The organism is Rothia sp. HMSC071B01 (assembly GCF_001808945.1).
Lineage (GTDB): Bacteria > Actinomycetota > Actinomycetes > Actinomycetales > Micrococcaceae > Rothia.
In genome coordinates, this window is record NZ_KV795070.1 from 343,391 (window position 1) to 361,804 (window position 18,414).

An 18,414-nucleotide genomic window follows, 5' to 3' on the forward strand; every position below is an offset into this window, starting at 1 on the left:
ACAGAACGGCGGGGGTTTTCTGTGTCTACGTTTGTGTTTAGGAAGAATGACCGGTTCGTTCGCTAATGAGCCGTAAACTCGGTAGAGTGCTATATGGATGATGATTTAACGGGCCTGACGGGTATTGTTAGCCGAATGGCACAAACGCTCTGACGGAGAACTACAAGGAAGGTAGTATGCCGGAACTGACTTGGATTGGTAAGAACAAAGTTGTTACCCACCATCTTGATGTGCCGTATCGTGTTCTCGAAAACCAGTACACCTACGGCAAGAATGCAGATGGTACCGATGTTTCTTCTTCCGAGAATATGGTTATTCACGGAGATAACTTGGAGGCTCTTAAATCCTTGCTTCCCATGTATGAGGGGCGTGTTGATTGCATTTATATCGATCCTCCCTACAACACGGGTAATGAAAGCTGGGTCTATAACGATAATGTGAAGGACCCCCAAATTCTGAAGTGGTTGGGCGAGGTTGTTGGCAAGGAGGGCGAGGACCTATCCCGTCATGACAAGTGGCTGTGCATGATGTACCCTCGCCTGCGTTTGCTCCAGCGCTTGCTTGCACCGACCGGCGCTATTTTTATTTCGATTGATGACAACGAAGCAGCTCATCTACGCCTAATCTGCAACGAGATTTTTGGCGCCCGTTGCTTCGTTGCGGATATTTCCTGGCAGCGTACATACTCTCCCCGTAACGATTCCAAGGGTATTCCCGCAGAAGTAGAGCACCTTCTGGTGTTCTCTAAGGAACCTGGATGGCAGCCTCGCAAGTTGGAGCGTACTGCCGAAACAGATACGAACTACAAGAACCCAGACAATGATTATTGTCCCTGGACGAGTAGTGACGCTTTTGCCCCCGGAGCTGCTACCCACCAAGGGATGGTGTACGCGGTCCAGCATCCGTTTACCGGTGAGCTAATCTATCCGACGGCTGGTAGGTGCTGGTCGTTAGGCCAAGAGGACATTCTGAGTTCTTTTTCTGGGTGGACTGAATATGAGCTTCGAGATATTGACGATGCTGAGAAGCGAGCTGAGCTTTGTGGTATTCCTGCGGATGAAGTGCGTGCAGGGGTTCGGGCATTGATGCTGGTTAAGCCTCTTGAGGAGGCGCAGGCAGATGCCCAGGCTGTGTATGAGCGTGGCCCCTGGCCCCGCTTCTACATCACGAGCGGAGGTAAGGGCGGTGTACGTCGTAAGACCTACCTGGATAGCGTCGGGGGTATCCTGCCATCTAACTTCTGGGACCACCAGGCAGCCGGACACACCGATGCCGCAAAGAAAGAAATCCGTGCAATCTTCGATGGACGTGTAGCTTTTGATACTCCCAAGCCTGTGCGTCTGGTTGAACGCGTTCTGGCTATTGCCACCGATAGTGACTCCATCGTTCTTGACTCCTTTGCAGGATCCGGTACGACCGCTCATGCAGTACTGAACGCCAACGCTAAGGACCGTGGTAACCGCAAATTTATCCTTGTTGAACTGGGCGATTACGCGGAGACCGTGACGGCGGAACGTGTACGTCGCGTGATTGACGGGTACATCAAGACTACTGCGGAGGAATCAGTCCTATTTGACCGGAAGATTAACCTTACCTCTCTGAAGAAGGGCAGTCAGGTCTTTGAAGAAGCAAACGCCGTAGCTGCGGAGGCTACACAGAGCGGTGCCTACACGAAGGTCTCAAAGCCTAAGCTTTATACCGAAGTGACGGGTAAGAATAACGCCAGCGTGTCTCTGCGTGTGACTGCTACCGTGGAACATGAAGAGAAAGCAGTCGGTGTCCCTGGTTCCTTTGCATATTATGAGCTAGGCGCTCCGCTCTTTGTACAGGATGGACTGAACTCCGAAGTGCCATACGAGAAGATGTCGGAGTACATCTGGTATTCAGAAACTTCGACCCCGTTGGACCCGCGAGGGTACAACGAAGCCCATAAGTTACACCCGCACTACCTTGGTAAGTACGACGACACGAGCTACTTCTTCGCATACGACCCTGAATCGGCAACCAGCCTGGACAGGAAGTACCTCGGCACTATTCCTACGGAATGTGCTGCCGAATCCTACGTTATCTATGCCGAGACATGTTTGTTGGATGAGAAGGACCTTCTCTCTCATAACATTACTTTCAAAAAGATTGCTCGCGATATCTCGCGTGTCTAGAGCCTAACGACTACTCATTTTACGATTGGAGGACGACAGCACGATGGAACTCAAAAAGTACCAGAAGCGGGTCATTGATGACCTCAACGACTATCTTGAGATTCTTACGAGCACGCAGTCTCTCTCACGAGCCTACTCTGAATACTGGGAGGCTCGGCACATCACCGTGGGGTCTAAAACCTCGCATGTGCAGGAATACCAGAACATCATCACGGATGTTCCAAACATCTGCTACAAGGTCCCGACAGGTGGTGGCAAGACATTTCTGGCCACTGCATCGGTCAAACCGATTTTCGATTACCTGCCGAGCACTGCCCCACATGTGCTCGTATGGCTCGTGCCGTCTGAGGCAATCCTGACTCAGACTCTGCGCGCCCTTAAAGACCCATACCATCCCTACCGGCGCCGACTCAACACAGATTTCGGAGGCAGGGTAGAGGTGTACTCTAAGGACGAGCTCCTGGCGGGCCAGTCCTTTAGCCCCACCATTATTGCCGACCAGCTCTCAGTGATGGTGCTTTCTTACGACTCTTTGCGTTCTACGAATAAAGACGACCGTAAGGTCTATCAGGAGAACGGTAACCTTACGAGTTTCTCCACCTTCCTGGGAAGCCCTGAACGCCCCATTGAGAATGCGGCTGAAGGCTCTCTTGCGCAGTACATTAACCAGCTCAACCCCGTAGTAATCGTCGATGAATCTCACCACGCTACGAGCTCGTTGAGCAGGGAGATGCTGACCATCCTCAACCCTTCCTTTATTCTCGACTTGACTGCTACCCCGCAGGAGGAAGCCAACGTTATTTCCTACGTCAGTGCTTCGGAGCTCAAGCTTGAGAACATGGTTAAATTGCCGGTTGTGGCTTATAACCGAACTTCTAAAGAGGAAGTGATTACGGACGCTATCGACCTGCGTTGCTCTCTGGAAAAAATTGCGAAAGAAGCACAGAAACAGGGCGGCCGGTATATTCGTCCTATCGTCCTCTTTCAAGCGGAACCCCGCCATAAGGAAGACGTCACTTCGTTCAAAAAGCTACGCGAAAAGCTAATCGCAGCTGGCATTCCGCAGGAAGAGATTGCCATTAAAACCGCGCAGGAGGATGAGCTGAAGAGCGTTAACCTGCTGAGTGAAGAATGCCCGATTCGCTACATCATCACGGTGAATGCGTTGAAGGAAGGTTGGGACTGTTCCTTTGCATACATCCTTGCTTCGGTAGCTAACAGGACGAGCCGCGTAGACGTGGAACAGATTCTAGGCCGAGTCTTGCGTCAGCCTTACGCCAAGATCCAGAGCAAGAGCGTGCTCAATATGAGTTATGTGCTCACCTCTTCCAATAATTTCTCGGAAACTATCCGTCAGATTATTGCAGGTCTTAACTCAGCCGGATTTTCGAAGCGTGATTACCGCCTTGCTGATGACGAAGGACAGCTCGACCTGGAGAACAGCACCGATAAGATGTCTGCTGAAGAATCAGGAATGCCCGAACAACCCTCCCTCCTGCCCGTCTCCGATTCCGGGGAAGAGCCTACAACGGAGGAATTTCTGGACTTTGACGAGTCTCTGGTCTCTGCTGCCGTAGAAGTAAGGGATATCGATACCTCGTCGAGTAATATCGATACGCACAATGTCGAGGAAGACTCGTATTCTCTATCCTCAAAGAATGTACTAGAGATGCTGAATCAGGCCGAGGAACAGGAATCTTCGTACCAGCAAGATATCCAAAAGATTGCTAACAACGTGGAGGTTTCTTTTATGGAGTACTCCGGAGAAGACTCTGTAAAATCCTACCCTGTAATTGAGGAATTTAGGGATGACATTTCGTCGCTGAGGATTCCGCAGTTCTTTATCAAGTCAGAGGAATCAGACCTGTTTAATTTCGGTAACAGTGACTACGACTTGTTGCAGAAGGAATCTCTCAATGCGGGATTTAATCTTCTAACGAAGGATACGAGTATTAACCTCGGCGCTGTTGATGAAGAAATGTATCTGATTGACGTCAAAGATCAGGCTGACGCTCCTGTGACTTCTCGTCTTAGCAGAGAAGCCCAGCAGAAGATGCGTGAACATTTCATGAATATGAGCGATGAAGGTAAACGCTACGAAGCTATCGAGCAGATTTATCAGAGAGTCATTAAACGCATTAACGAAATCCCTGACAGGCAGCTCAAAAAATATATTGAACGGATTGTAGAGGGGTTCAGCGCAGAAGATATGCTCTTCTACCATGAGAACTCTCATAAAGTTGCAGAGCAGGTTCACACAAAGATTAAGCATCTTCTGGAAGAACACCGAATCGAAAAATTCAATACGGATCTCGAAACCGAATCTATTTCGGTTAGGGAGTCGTATGCCTTGCCTGACCTCATCTTCCCGAAGGAAACTGTCACGTACAGCATCTCTAAATCTCTGTATGAGGAAGAAGGAAAGATGAACAGCCTGGAGACGAGGTGCGCAGAGCGCTTCTCCGGTCTGGATAGCGTTAAATGGTGGCACCGAAATATCGAGCGTAAGGGGTTCTGCATTAACGGGCCTATTGGCAACCATTACCCTGACTTTATCGTTGAGACGAATAACGGTCACATCGTTATGGTTGAAACAAAGGGCACCCACTTGAAGAACGAAGAATCTGCTCAGAAGCTCAAGTTGGGAAAGCGGTGGGCAGATAAAGCAGGCGATAAGTACCGCTACTACATGGTGTTTGATGAAGGAGATGTTCCATTGGAAGGAGCTTATGAAATGAGCAAGTTCCTGGAGATTCTTCAGCGCTTGTAAAGCAGAGTAGGTAGCGGCTGGGAGCTCCATAGGGATTTCCCAAGTTCCCGGAACAAATGCTGCTGTTGAGGATGCGCCCGCAGGGGAGCGTACGTGAAACCCCCGCCGTACTGTAGTTCGCTACAGGACGGCGGGGGTTTTCTGTGTCTAGGTTGCGCTTGGTTGGTGCAGTTCTGCGTGGGGTTCCGTATTGGGCGCGGATGCGCTCGCAGGGGATAGGAGAGGCGCCGGTTAAGGTGCATCGGTGGAGGCTTCACCAGACAACGCAGGCGGGGGAGTGCCCCCCTTTTCGGCACCCTAGCTATAAACAACATAGGCGCCTCGAAGACGGAGCCCCCGCCCCGCTCCATACCAGCTCCGTCCCCGCCGTGAGCGGTCTCTCGCCGAACCTGAACGTAGCCTGTGAACTGTGGTACCCTACTAGAAGCACAAAACCTTTAAATCCGTCCCGTGAGGCGGGGAAGGAGACGGCTATGCCTGGGTCAACTGTACCCACATCCGGCGCGAATCAGGGGCGAAATCTAACCGCAGCCCCCCATTCGGCAACCCCTCAAAGCACCTTGGAGGACGCGACCACCGTCGGCCGCACCATCCTCAGCGAGGACGAAATCCGCCGCGCCCTCACCCGCATCGCCTACGAAATTATTGAAACCAATAAAGGCGTAGAAAACCTCGTACTCATCGGCATCCGCTCCCGCGGCGTGCCCCTCGCCGTACGACTCGCAGCCCGCATCCAAGCCATCGAGCCGAACTTCAACGCAGAAACACGAATCGGCGCCCTGGACATCACCGCCTACCGCGACGACCAGCGAACCGGCGGCACCACCTCCCCAGACACCGCAGGGGAAAGCATCATGCCCACCATCGGCATTGAAGGCAAAACCGTAGTCCTCGTTGACGACGTCCTCTACTCCGGCCGCACCGTACGTGCCGCCCTCGACGCACTCAACGCCCACGGACGACCCGCCCTCGTACGCCTGGCAGTCCTCGTAGACCGCGGACACCGGCAACTACCCATCCGCGCCGACCACGTGGGCAAAAACCTGCCCACCAGCGCCAGCGAAACCGTGCGCGTCGTACTGACTGAAACCGACAACGCAACAGACCGAGTTGACATTATCCAGCTGGGAGGGCTCTCATGAAGCATCTGCTCGACACCCGCGAACTAACCCGCGAAGAAGCTATCGAAATCCTTGACGTCGCCGACTACATGGCGCAGGTCAAAGCCGAAAACCGCACCCTCAACGTGCTCAACGGCAAGACCGTCGTCAACCTCTTCTTCGAGGACTCCACCCGAACCCGCCTCTCCTTCGAAGCCGCAGAGAAGCGCCTGGGTGCAGCCGTCACCAACTTCTCCGCTTCTGGCTCCTCCGTGTCTAAGGGTGAGTCGCTCAAGGACACCGCGCAGACTCTCAAGGCGATTGCCGCGGATGCGTTCGTGATCCGCCACTCGGCATCCGGCGCGCCGCAGCGCCTCGCCGAGGCAGGCTGGACCGACATCCCCGTACTCAACGCGGGCGACGGCACCCACGCGCACCCCACCCAGGCACTGCTCGACGCCGTATCCCTGCGCCAGTACAAGGCAGAACGCGACGGCCTCGACAGCCCCCGCGGCACCGACCTGTCCGGCATGCGTGTGCTCATCGTCGGCGACATCCTGCACTCGCGTGTGGCACGCTCCAACCTCTGGCTGCTGCACACCCTCGGCGCGCAGGTCGTCTTCGTCGCACCGCCGACCCTGCTACCGCTGAACACCGCCTCCTGGGTTGAAGAAGCCGGCCTGGAAATCTTCCACGACTTCGACGAAGCAATCGCCACCAACCCCGACGCCGTCATGCTACTGCGCATCCAGAAGGAACGCATGAACGCCGCGTACTTCCCCTCCGCAGAGGAATACACCGAGCTGTGGGGTCTGACCGCCGAACGCTTCGCAACCCTGCAGGCACAGCCGCAGCCGGTCGCAATCCTGCACCCGGGCCCCATGAACCGCGGCCTGGAAATCTGCACCGAAGCCGCCGACGCCACCAACTCCTGGGTCCTGCGCCAGGTCAGCAACGGCGTGGCGCTGCGCATGGCGGTGCTCTACCTGCTTCTGACCGACGGCTCCAGCGCCAAGCTCTACGCCGGCGACGAATCCTAAACGACCTTCCTAACGAGAGGAACCAACACCATGAGCAAGTACCTGATCAAGGGCGCAAGCCTCTACGGCGAAAAGGTCGCCGATATCCTCATCGAGGACGGCGTGATTAGCCGCATCGCAGAGAACATTGACGCCGCAGACGCACAGGTCGTCGAGGCGGCAGGCCAGGTGGCGCTGCCCGGCCTGGTCGACATCCACACCCACCTGCGTCAGCCCGGCTACGAGGCATCCGAAACCGTCGAGACCGGCACCCGCGCAGCAGCCCTGGGCGGCTACACCGCAGTGTTCGCCATGGCAAACTCCATGCCCGTGGCAGACACCGCCGCAGTCGTTGAGCAGGTTGACCGCCTCGGCAAGGAATCCGCATGGTGCCGCGTGCAGCCCATCGGCGCAGTGACCGTGGGCCTGAAGGGCGAGCGCCTCTCCGACATCGGCGGCATGGCGAACTCCACCGCGAATGTGCGCGTGTTCTCTGACGACGGCATGTGCGTGTACGACCCCGCAGTGATGCGCCGCGCCCTCGAATACGTCAAGACCTTCGACGGCGTTATTGCGCAGCACGCGCAGGAGCCGCGCCTGACCGAAGGCGCCCAGATGAACGAAGGTAAGGTGTCCGCTGACCTGGGTCTGACCGGTTGGCCCGCCGTCGCCGAAGAGGCAATCATTGCCCGCGACGTGCTGCTGGCTGAGCACCTGGACTCTAAGCTGCACATCTGCCACCTGTCCACCAAGGGCTCCATTGAGGTTGTGCGCTGGGCTAAGTCCCGCGGCGTGAAGGTGACCGCGGAGGCAACCCCGCACCACCTGCTGCTCACCGACGAGACTGCACGCACCTACGACCCGATTTTCAAGGTGAACCCGCCGCTGCGCACCGAAGAGGACGTCATGGCGCTGCGTCAGGCTGTTGCTGACGGCATCATCGACGTGATCGGTACCGACCACGCACCGCACCCGGCAGAGACCAAGGAATGCGAGTGGGCGTGCGCCGCGAACGGTATGACCGGTCTGGAGCAGGCACTGTCCATCATCCAGATGACCCTGGTTGACACCGGCATGATTACCTGGCGCGATGTGGCACGCATCCTCTCCGAGGAGCCCGCGAAGATTGGTCGCCTGGACCACGAGCAGGGCCGCCCGCTTGCCGAAGGTGAACCGGCAAACATTGTGCTGGTCGACCCGAAGGCAACCCGCGTGATTAAGCCGGAGGAGCAGGCTACCAAGGGTAAGAACAACCCCTACCGCGACATGGAGGTGCCCGGCTCGATCCGTGCAACCTTCTACGCTGGCCACCCGACCGTGCTGAACGGCGAGCTGGCAACCCCGCGCCGCTAAACCCGCGAGGCGAACGTACGTGGTGACCGTGTCTGGCGGTGGTAGGTTCACGCCTGCCACCGCCTCGCCGGGAGCACCGCCCCCAACCTCACCAACCCAGGCCGAGATAATCGGCCGAGACCCCAACCGAAAGAGAGAACCTTCGTGGGAAAGTTCCTGACCGCCGTCATCTGCATCGCCCTGGTCGCCCTGTGCATCTACGGCATGTGGCACGGATGGCGCTCGCGCCTGGCACGCCAGGCGAACATGTTCGGCTCCCTCAAGGAAGTTCCCGAACGCTACGAGGGCATGACCGCTGACGCCGCTTTCGAGGGCGAGTACGTCAGCACCACGATCTTCGGTAACTGGCTGGACCGCGTGGGTTTCGATTCGCTCGGCTTCAAGAGCAAGTCCACCCTGCTGATTTACCCGGACAGCATCATCTTCACCCGTAACGGCGCGAAGGACCTGTGGATTCCGGCGAAGAAGCTCGCAGTCATCACCACCGACCGCGGTATGGCGGGCAAGGTTGTGGAGAAGAACGGCTTGGTCGTGATTGGTTGGACCCTGGACGGTCACCGCGTGCAGACCGGCTTCCGCACCCGCTACGCCGAGGATAAGCAGGCGGTACTGCGGGAGCTGCGCCGCATCGCTCCGAACGCGGTGGATGCGCCCGAGAAGTGGGCGGCAGAACCGGAAGCCTAAATCCCGGTGTAATATCCCGGCGCAATATCGCGGTGTAATATCCCTGCGCACCCACACCCATAGATTTTGCCTGAGGTCAGGCGAACACCCACCGAAGGCACCATAGACTACCCCGGAACCTGCACGGTAGAGGCCGTACAGGAAGCGGGGGAGAACACCAGAGAAAAGGAAGAAGAGCATGACTGACATGACACGATCCGGCGCCCTGCGTACGGACCGCGCGCTGCTCGTCCTGGAGGACGGCACCGTCTACCGTGGCTACGGCTACGGCGCAACCGGCGCGTCCCTGGGCGAGGCGGTTTTCTCGACCGGTATGACCGGCTACCAGGAAACCCTGACCGACCCCTCCTACGCGGGTCAGATTGTGGTTCAGACCGCTCCCCATATCGGCAACACCGGTGTGAACACCACTGATGCTGAGTCCCGCAAGATTTGGGTTGCCGGCTACGTGGTTCGCGACGCAGCACGCGTGGCATCCAACTGGCGTTCTGAGCGCACCCTCGACGAAGAGCTCATCGAGCAGGGCATCGTCGGTATTCAGGGCATTGACACTCGCGCCCTGACCCGCCGCCTGCGTTCGAGCGGTTCGATGCGTGCGGGCGTGTTCTCCGGTGAGCACGCAGAACGCCCCGAAGCTGAACTGCTGGAGGAGGTGCGCGCCTCCGAGCCGATGGCCGGCCGTAAGCTCGCTGACTCCGTTTCGGTTGATACCGCCTACACCGTTGAGCCGCACCAGTTCAACTGGTTCGCACCCCCGGTCGCAACTATCGTCGCCCTGGACCTGGGCATCAAGGCGATGACCCCGCAGCGTTTCGCTGAGCGTGGCGTGCGCGTGCACGTGCTGCCCGCAAGCGCAACCCTCGAGGACATCTACTCCCATAACCCCGACGGCGTGTTCTTCTCCAACGGCCCCGGTGACCCGGCAACCGCTGACGAGCAGGTTGAGCTGCTGCAGGGCGTGCTGCGTAAGGGCACCCCGTTCTTCGGCATCTGCTTCGGTAACCAGCTGCTCGGCCGCGCCCTGGGCTTCGGCACCTACAAGCTGCCCTTCGGCCACCGCGGCATCAACCAGCCGGTCATGGACAAGACCACCGGCAAGGTTGAAATCACCGCACAGAACCACGGCTTCGCTGTGGACGCGCCGATTGGCGACTACGTGACTGCACCGAACGCCGAGTTCGGTCAGGTCATGGTCTCCCACGTGGGTCTGAACGACAACGTGGTTGAGGGCCTGACCTGTAAGGACATCCCCGCGTTCTCCGTGCAGTACCACCCCGAGGCTGCTGCGGGCCCGCACGATTCCGCCTACCTCTTTGACCGTTTCATCGACCTGATGGTCGCAACCAAGACTGCAAAGGAAGCATAAATGCCTCGTCGTACTGACCTTAATAGCGTCCTCGTCATCGGTTCCGGCCCCATCGTCATCGGTCAGGCAGCGGAATTCGACTACTCCGGCACTCAGGCGCTGCGCGTGCTGAAGGAGGAGGGCGTGCGCGTCATCCTCGTGAACTCGAACCCGGCAACCATCATGACCGACCCCGAGTTCGCGGACGCCACCTACATTGAACCCATCACCCCCGAGGTGATTGAGAAGATCATCGAGAAGGAAAAGCCGGACGCAATCCTGCCGACCCTGGGTGGTCAGACCGCACTGAACGCGGCAATCTCCCTGGATGAGCGCGGCGTGCTCTCCAAGTACAATGTTGAGCTGATCGGCGCGAACATTGAGGCGATTAACCTTGGTGAGGACCGTGAGGCATTCAAGGGCGTGGTGGAGCGCGCCGGCGGCGAGTCTGCACGCTCGGTGATTGTTCACTCCATGCCGGAGGCGCTGGAAGCCGCTAAGGAGCTGGGCTACCCGATGGTGGTCCGCCCCTCCTTCACCATGGGCGGTCTCGGCTCGGGTATGGCGTACAACGAGGAAGACCTCTACCGTATTGCCGGCGCCGGTATTCAGTACTCGCCGACCAGCGAGGTCCTGCTGGAGGAGTCCATCCTCGGCTGGAAGGAATACGAGCTGGAGATGATGCGTGACACCAACGACAACGTCGTGGTCGTCTGCTCCATCGAAAACTTCGACCCCGTGGGCGTGCACACCGGTGACTCCATCACCGTGGCACCCGCACTGACCCTGACCGACCGTGAGTTCCAGAAGCTGCGCGACATCGCGATCAACGTGATTCGTGAGGTTGGCGTGGACACCGGTGGTTGTAACATCCAGTTCGCGATTGACCCGAAGACCGGCCGCATCATCGTCATTGAGATGAACCCGCGCGTGTCTCGTTCTTCGGCGCTCGCGTCGAAGGCTACCGGCTTCCCGATTGCGAAGATTGCGACCAAGCTGTCCCTGGGTTACACCCTGGATGAGATCCCGAACGATATCACCCAGAAGACCCCGGCATCCTTCGAGCCGACCCTCGACTACGTGGTCGTGAAGGTTCCGCGCTTCGCGTTTGAGAAGTTCCCGGCTGCTGACCCGACCCTGACCACCACCATGAAGAGTGTTGGCGAGGCTATGGCTCTGGGCCGTAACTTCACTGAGGCTCTGCAGAAGGCGATGCGTTCGCTGGAGCAGAAGGGCGCGTCCTTCTCGTTCAAGCCGCTGTCTCTGTCTGAGGCTGAGCTGGCTGAGCTGATTGAGAAGACTAAGGTTGCGACCACTCAGCGTATTTACCAGGTTCAGCAGGCTCTGCTGGCTGGCGCTACCGTGGAGCAGCTGCACGAGGCTACCAAGATTGACCCGTGGTTCCTGGATCAGCTGGTGCTGCTGAATGAGGTTGCCGGCGTGGTTCACGCTAAGCGTGACAACCTTGACCCGGAGACCCTGAAGCTGGCTAAGCGTCACGGTTTCTCGGACGCTCAGATTGCTGAGATTATCGGCTCTTCTGAGGATGTCGTGCGCGGTGTTCGCCACGCTCTGGGTATCCGCCCGGTCTTCAAGACTGTTGACACCTGTGCAGCCGAGTTTGAGGCGTTCACTCCGTACCACTACTCCTCCTACGACCTGGAGGATGAGGTTGCTCACCACGAGAAGCCCTCGATTATGATTCTGGGTTCGGGCCCGAACCGCATCGGTCAGGGTATCGAGTTCGACTACTCGTGCGTGCACGCTTCGCTGGTGCTGCGTTCGCTGGGTTACGAGACCGTCATGGTCAACTGCAACCCCGAGACCGTTTCGACTGACTACGATATTTCGACTCGCCTGTACTTTGAGCCGCTCACCCTTGAGGATGTGCTTGAGATTGTTGAGTCGGAGCGTCGTACCGGCGGCCTGATGGGCGTGTTCGTTCAGCTGGGCGGTCAGACCCCGCTGAAGCTGGCTCGTGCCCTGAAGGATGCGGGCGTGCCGATTCTGGGCACCACCCCCGAGGCTATTGACCTGGCTGAGGACCGCGGCGAGTTCTCCCGCGTGCTGGAGGAGGGCGGCCTGATTTCGCCCAAGAACGGCACCGCGTTCACCTTCGAGGGCGCTAAGCGCATCGCCGACGAGATTGGTTACCCGGTTCTGGTTCGCCCCTCGTACGTGCTGGGCGGCCGTGGCATGGAAATCGTCTACGATGAGGCTAACCTGGCTCGCTACCTGGAGAACGCTACCGAGGTTTCGCCTTCGCAGCCTGCTCTGATTGATAAGTTCCTTGAGGACGCTATCGAGATCGACGTTGACGCCCTGTTCGACGGCGAGGAGCTGTACTTGGGCGGCGTCATGGAGCACATTGAGGAAGCCGGTATTCACTCGGGTGACTCTTCTTGTACTCTGCCTCCGATTACTCTCGGCCCGGACATCATCGCGAAGGTGAAGGACGCTACCGAGAAGATTGCTCGCGGCACCGGTGTGCGCGGCCTGATTAACATTCAGTTCGCGTACGTGTCTGAGAACCTGTACGTGATTGAGGCGAACCCGCGTGCGTCTCGTACTGTTCCGTTCGTGTCGAAGGCTACCGGCGTGCAGATGGCTAAGGCTGCTGTGCTGATTGGTCTGGGTAAGAGCATTGCGGAGCTGAAGGCTGAGGGCTACCTGCCGTCGAACATGGATGGCGCATCCCTGCCTGAGGAGACTGCGATTGCTGTGAAGGCTGCGGTTCTGCCGTTCGCTCGTTTCCGCACCCCGGAGGGTGTTGTGGTGGATTCGCTGCTGAGCCCGGAGATGCGTTCGACCGGTGAGGTCATGGGTCTGGATAAGCACTATGACACCGCGTTCGCGAAGGCTCAGGCTGGTGCTGGTTCGCCGCTGCCGACCTCCGGTAAGGTGTTCATTTCGGTGGCTAACCACGATAAGCGTAACGTCATTATTTACGCGAAGATGCTGGAGTCGCTGGGCTTTGAGATCGTTTCGACCGGTGGTACCGCTGAGATTCTGCGCCGTAACGGCCTGAACTCGGTGATTGTGGCTTCGAAGTTCGCTGAGGCGAATGGCGACCACTCGATTGTGGACATGGTCCGCAACGGTGACATTGACCTGATTCTGAACACCCCTGCCGGTGGTGCTGCTCGTAGCGATGGTTACGAGATTCGTGCCGCTGCGGTTTCGGTGGGCTGCCCGGTCATGACTACCATTTCTGAGTTCGCTGCGGCTGTTCAGGCGATTAATGCTCTGCGTGAGCACAGCTGGGACATCATGAGCCTGCAGGAGCACGGCGTTCAGCTGGCTGCCGCTGTGGATGCTCGTTCCGAGGGTGGCGAGGCGTAATGTCCGCTGCTTTTGGTGATCGTCTGGCGAAGGCGATGGCGGAGCGCGGCCCGCTGTGTGTGGGTATTGACCCGCATCCGAACCTGCTGGAGCAGTGGGGTCTTGAGGATTCCGCTGCCGGCCTGGCTGCTTTTACTGAGGCGGTCTATGAGGGTTGCGCCCCGTTTGCGGCGGCGTTGAAACCTCAGGTGGCGCTGTTTGAGCGTCACGGTTCGGCTGGTCTTGCTGTGCTGGAGGCGCTGTTTGCCCGCGCTGCCGCTGATGGTGTGCTGATTGTTGCTGACGCTAAGCGCGGCGATATTGGTTCGACCATGAAGGCGTACGCGGATGCGTGGCTCGGCTCGTCTTCGCCGCTGGGTACCGATTCGGTGACTTTGAGCCCGTATCTGGGTTTTGAGTCGCTGCGTCCGGCGCTGGATTTGGCGGATGAGAATGACCGCGGCACGTTCGTGTTGGCGTTAACCTCGAACCCTGAGGGTAAGAGCGTTCAGCACGTGGGCGCGTCGGAGTCTGGTCATTCCGGTGAGTCTGAGGGCGCTGTGGCTAAGCGTATTATCGCTGCGGCTACCGCTGAGAATGCTTCCCGCCAGTGGGAGCAGATGGGCCCGTGCGGCCTGGTGGTTGGCGCGACTGTTGGTCAGGCGCTGGTTGATTTGGGTATTGACCTGAGCGTGTTCAACGGCCCGATTCTGTCGCCGGGTTATGGTGCGCAGGGCGCTTCGGCGGCTGATTTGTACCGCGTGTTCGCGGGTGTGGAGTCGCAGGTGCTGGTGAATTCCAGCCGTGGCGTGCTCGCTGCAGGCCCGTCGGTTGAGGGTTTGGCGCAGGCTGCGCAGGCGGCTCGTGATGACCTGTTGGCGGCTCGCGGCGCATAGTTCGCGTGTTGCGTGAGGGGCGTGTGCTCCGGGTAGATTCTGTTGAGGGTCTGCTCGGGGTGCGTGCCCCTTGTGCGTACCCCCTGTGCGCGCCTGTTTTATCGCATTTTTTCGGTACATCCGCATGCATAATTTTGCCGCCGCCCGCTCGCGCCGATGCGAGTTTGCTCACCTCTGTAGCGGGGGAGTGTGCCTGCTCTTTGAGGTGCGTCCGCGGTTCCGCTTTTGATAGGGCGAATACTCCGCTATGCTATAGGGGTACTCCCTGATATTTACGTGCTGACGTGCGTAGACGCATTGTTGGTGCGAGGGTGAGTGCCGCGGGTAGAACGAGGGTTCTCGTGCTATCCGTGTTACATTAGTTGATAAGTAAAATTCTATAACTCGCAGAAATGGGGGACCCAACCATGCCGCTGACTCCGCTAACTGAGGATGCGCGCGCCTCCGCCCGCGAGAAGGCAGTACTTGCCCGAGCACACCGCCAGGAAATTAAGCGTGCACTGAGTGAACGTGAACTTTCCGTGCGTCAGGTGCTCGATATGGTCGATTCCGACCCTGCACTGGCTAAAATGCCGGTGGGGCAGATGCTGCGCGCACTTCCGGGCATTGGTGCCGTTCGCGCTGAACGCATCATTGAAGAACTTCATATTGCACCTACTCGCCGCCTTGGCGGCCTGGGTGTACACCAGCGTCGCAAGATGGTGGAGTACTTCAACCGTAATTCGCGGTATTTGAACCGTGCACGTCGTAAGACTGCTGGTCAGTCTTCCGAGTCTTCTCAGTCCTAATACCTCGTGCCTTCAGCCGATGAAGGCGCAGTAAGGAAGCTATGTCTCAGCCGACTCTCACCGTACTGGCTGGCCCCACTGCTGTTGGCAAGGGTACGGTGTGCCAGTACATTCGTGAGAACTACCCGAACGTGTGGTTCTCTGTTTCCGCTACTACTCGTGATCCTCGCCCCGGTGAGGTTGACGGTACTCACTACTATTTCGTTTCGATGGAAGAGTTTGACCAGATGATCGCTGACGGTCAGATGCTTGAGTACGCTGTGGTGCACGGTAAGAATAAGTACGGTACTCCGCGCGCTAAGGTCCAGGAGGCCCTGGATGCTGGCCGCCCGGTGATCCTTGAGATTGACCTGCAGGGTGCTCGCCAGATTCGCGAGACAATGCCTGATGCTCGCCTGATTTTCTTGGCTCCTCCGAGCTGGGATGAGCTGGTGTCGCGTCTGGTGGGTCGAGGTACCGAGAGTGAGCAGGAGCAAGCTCGTCGCCTTGAAACCGCGAAGGTTGAGTTGGCTGCTGAGAAGGAATTTGACGTCACGGTCGTCAACGACTCTGTTGAGCGTGCAGCGAAGGAGATTGCTGAGCTGATTGGCGCCGCCTAATCTGCATGCTTTGCGTTTGCGGTGGGGCTAGAGTTTCTTCCGACCTGTAGTTCTGCCGTGAGGCGTTGTGAAGGGTGGGGGTTTCGAAGAGTTTTCTTCGGAGCCCCCGCCTTTTGTTTGCCCTGTGCCCGCTACTCTGTGCCTGCCGGTCTGCCTTTTATCTGGGCTGGTACGTGCGTTTTAGCCGTTGAGAGGGTAGAATAGTTCTTTAGTTTTGACCGTGCCCTCAGTGTGCCCGGTTTGCGCCATAGCGCGAACGGTGTACGGGGGTGTTCGGTACGTACATTCCATCAAGCTATTTGGAGTTTTTAGTGGCAAACGAAATCAAGGAACACGAGGACTACAACTTCGTTGACGGTGTCGCTCCCGAGGGCATCGTGAGCCCCAGCGCTGACGCGCTGATTGAGAAGGCGGAGTCCAAGTACGGCCTGGTGATTTTCGGTGCCCGCCGTGCACGCCAGATTAACGCGTACTACGCTAACCTGCAGGACAATACTGCTGCGCACGTTGGCCCGCTGGTTGACGCTGAGTCGAACGAGAAGTCCCTGTCGGTGGCAATGCGTGAAATCATTGCTGACCGTGTTGTGGCAGAGCACCGCCCGGACGCTAAGTTCGACGAGGACGGCTACCCCGTTCCCGAGGATCTGTCCGCTGTGATTGATTTCAGCGCGGCTGAGTTCTCTGGCGCTATCGAGGAGGAGTACATCCCCGCAGGTAGCGAAGAGGTTATCGCTATCGAAGAGGTTATCCTCGACGAGTCCGCTGAGTAATCTGCTTTTTACAAGGATTCTTTGACGTACCATGCGCATTATCGTTGGTATTGGAGGGGGCATTGCTGCGTATAAGGCGGCGATGCTCCTTCGTCTTTTTGCGAAGAATGGCGACGAGGTAATCGCCATGCCCACCCCGAACGCGACAAAGTTCGTGGGTGTTCCCACGCTGGAGGCGCTGAGCGGTAACCCCGTCTCAACGGACGTGTTTGACCGCGTGCCGGAGGTAAACCACGTGCGTCAGGCCGAGCAGGCTGACGCTGTGGTGATTGCCCCGGCGACTGCTGACCTGCTGGCTCGTTTGGCGGCTGGTCGTGCCGATGATTTGCTGTCCTCTACGGTGCTGACCACGCACGCCCCGGTGATTTTGGCGCCTGCGATGCACACTCAGATGTGGGAGCATCCGGCGACTCAGGCGAACGTGCAGACCCTGCGTTCGTGGGGTTATCACGTGATTGAACCTGCGATTGGGCGTTTGACGGGCCCGGATTCTGGTCCGGGTCGCATGCCTGAGCCGGAGGATATTTTCGCGGTCGCGCTGGATGTAATTGAGCGCTTCCCGAAGGGTCAGGTGCACCCGGTGTACACGCCCGGTTACGCGCCGACTGAGCCCCTGTACACGGGCACGGAGCAGGAGCGTATGGCGGCGGCGCGTGCGGCGACGCTGACTTCGGCACTGCTGGGCCAGGGTGATGCAGGCCAGGGTGAACCTAGCCAGGCAACTGGCGCATCCGAATCGCTGCGTGGTCCTCTGTCCGGCCGCCTCGTGGTCATTACCGCTGGCGGCACCCGTGAGGCGCTGGACCCGGTCCGCTTCCTCGGCAACCGTTCAACCGGCAAGCAGGGCGTGGCGCTCGCGGAGGCGGCACGCGACCTGGGCGCGACCGTGCACCTGATTGGTGCGAACCTTGAGGTTCCCGCGCCGGAGGGTGTGCAGGTGACCCGCGTGGTGAGCGCCCTGGAGCTGCGTGAGGCGACCCTTGAGGCGAGCGCGGCGGCGGATGTGCTGATCATGTCTGCGGCGGTGGCTGATTTTAGGCCCGCCGAGTTTGCCGAGTTCAAGATTAAGAAGAGCGCCGACTCTGAGGATGCGCCGGTGATTCAGCTGGTGCGCAACCCGGATATTCTGCGTGAGGTCGTGGTGCGCCGCCAGCAGGCTCGTGAGGCGGGGGAGAGCACCCTCGGTCCGAAGCTCATTGTTGGTTTTGCGGCGGAGACCGGTTCGGCGGAGAAGACTCCGTTGGAGCTGGGTCGTGAGAAGCTGCAGCGTAAGGGTACGGACTTCTTGGCGGTCAATACGGTGGGCGTGAATCGTGGTTTCGGCACGGACGATAACACGATTACGCTGCTGTCGACTCTGAATGATGAGGCGCCGGTGTTCTCCGGTTCGAAGAAGGAGCTGTCGGTGCGTCTGTTGGAGCATGTGGCGGCTTTCCTGCCTGAGCTTTCTGGCTAAGAATCCTCATGCGTCCGCGTAGCTACTCAGCTGGTGCGCGCTTGCTTACATATCTTCAAAGCCCGTGCGGTACTTCCTGGGGGAGGTATCGTGCGGGCTTTGCTGTACCCGCTGGGAGGTTGCCAGCGCCTCCATCTACTAATCCTTGGGGGAG

The 18,414-nt window shown here is 58.3% G+C and carries 13 protein-coding genes; all 13 read left to right on the forward strand.

All coding sequences use genetic code 11. The features are described 5' to 3' along the window. Positions 1 to 176 precede the first annotated feature (176 nt). The 13 genes from HMPREF2527_RS02950 to HMPREF2527_RS03010 all read left to right on the forward strand — a co-directional run bounded on the left by HMPREF2527_RS02950 (position 177) and on the right by HMPREF2527_RS03010 (position 18,260). Positions 177 to 2,159 carry a site-specific DNA-methyltransferase gene (locus HMPREF2527_RS02950; protein ID WP_049352488.1) on the forward strand — a complete coding sequence of 661 codons (1,983 nt, stop codon included), beginning with the start codon at positions 177 to 179 and terminating at the stop codon, positions 2,157 to 2,159. A 43-nt stretch (positions 2,160 to 2,202) separates the two neighbouring features. Continuing rightward, on the forward strand, positions 2,203 to 4,929 hold the full coding sequence (locus HMPREF2527_RS02955; protein WP_049352490.1) for a DEAD/DEAH box helicase family protein: 2,727 nt from the start codon (positions 2,203 to 2,205) through the stop codon (positions 4,927 to 4,929). Between the two features lie 473 nt (positions 4,930 to 5,402). Beyond that, positions 5,403 to 6,071 carry a bifunctional pyr operon transcriptional regulator/uracil phosphoribosyltransferase PyrR gene (pyrR, locus tag HMPREF2527_RS02960; protein WP_239662323.1) on the forward strand — a complete coding sequence of 223 codons (669 nt, stop codon included), beginning with the start codon at positions 5,403 to 5,405 and terminating at the stop codon, positions 6,069 to 6,071. Further along, positions 6,068 to 7,069, forward strand: a complete 1,002-nt coding sequence (locus HMPREF2527_RS02965) for an aspartate carbamoyltransferase catalytic subunit (RefSeq protein ID WP_049352494.1) — start codon at positions 6,068 to 6,070, stop codon at positions 7,067 to 7,069. Before pyrR ends, HMPREF2527_RS02965 begins: the two co-directional genes overlap by 4 nt. 30 nt (positions 7,070 to 7,099) lie before the next feature. Further along, complete coding sequence (locus HMPREF2527_RS02970) at positions 7,100 to 8,401, forward strand: dihydroorotase (protein ID WP_070506251.1); 1,302 nt, start codon at positions 7,100 to 7,102, stop codon at positions 8,399 to 8,401. Positions 8,402 to 8,545: 144 nt separating this feature from the next. Then, entirely contained in the window at positions 8,546 to 9,085 is a 540-nt protein-coding gene (locus HMPREF2527_RS02975) for a PH-like domain-containing protein (protein ID WP_005508722.1), read from the forward strand. 178 nt (positions 9,086 to 9,263) lie between these two features. Beyond that, positions 9,264 to 10,451, forward strand: coding sequence for a glutamine-hydrolyzing carbamoyl-phosphate synthase small subunit (carA, locus tag HMPREF2527_RS02980; RefSeq protein ID WP_049337438.1), 1,188 nt, complete (start codon positions 9,264 to 9,266; stop codon positions 10,449 to 10,451). Next, entirely contained in the window at positions 10,452 to 13,772 is a 3,321-nt protein-coding gene (gene carB / locus HMPREF2527_RS02985; RefSeq protein ID WP_005508717.1) for a carbamoyl-phosphate synthase large subunit, read from the forward strand. Next, positions 13,772 to 14,647, forward strand: a complete 876-nt coding sequence (gene pyrF, locus HMPREF2527_RS02990) for an orotidine-5'-phosphate decarboxylase (protein ID WP_070506253.1) — start codon at positions 13,772 to 13,774, stop codon at positions 14,645 to 14,647. The genes carB and pyrF overlap by 1 nt, the downstream gene beginning before the upstream one ends. Before the next feature lie 407 nt (positions 14,648 to 15,054). Further along, positions 15,055 to 15,435 (forward strand): integration host factor, actinobacterial type, encoded by a 381-nt coding sequence (gene mihF, locus HMPREF2527_RS02995; protein ID WP_005508715.1) that lies wholly within the window; start codon positions 15,055 to 15,057, stop codon positions 15,433 to 15,435. Between the two features lie 41 nt (positions 15,436 to 15,476). Continuing rightward, positions 15,477 to 16,034 carry a guanylate kinase gene (gmk, locus tag HMPREF2527_RS03000; RefSeq protein ID WP_005505951.1) on the forward strand — a complete coding sequence of 186 codons (558 nt, stop codon included), beginning with the start codon at positions 15,477 to 15,479 and terminating at the stop codon, positions 16,032 to 16,034. A gap of 311 nt (positions 16,035 to 16,345) precedes the next feature. Then, positions 16,346 to 16,804, forward strand: a complete 459-nt coding sequence (rpoZ, locus tag HMPREF2527_RS03005; protein ID WP_005508713.1) for a DNA-directed RNA polymerase subunit omega — start codon at positions 16,346 to 16,348, stop codon at positions 16,802 to 16,804. 31 nt (positions 16,805 to 16,835) lie between these two features. Further along, the gene (locus HMPREF2527_RS03010; protein WP_070506254.1) at positions 16,836 to 18,260 is read left to right on the forward strand and encodes a bifunctional phosphopantothenoylcysteine decarboxylase/phosphopantothenate synthase; all 1,425 of its coding nucleotides are present in this window, start codon (positions 16,836 to 16,838) and stop codon (positions 18,258 to 18,260) included. Positions 18,261 to 18,414 lie beyond the last annotated feature (154 nt).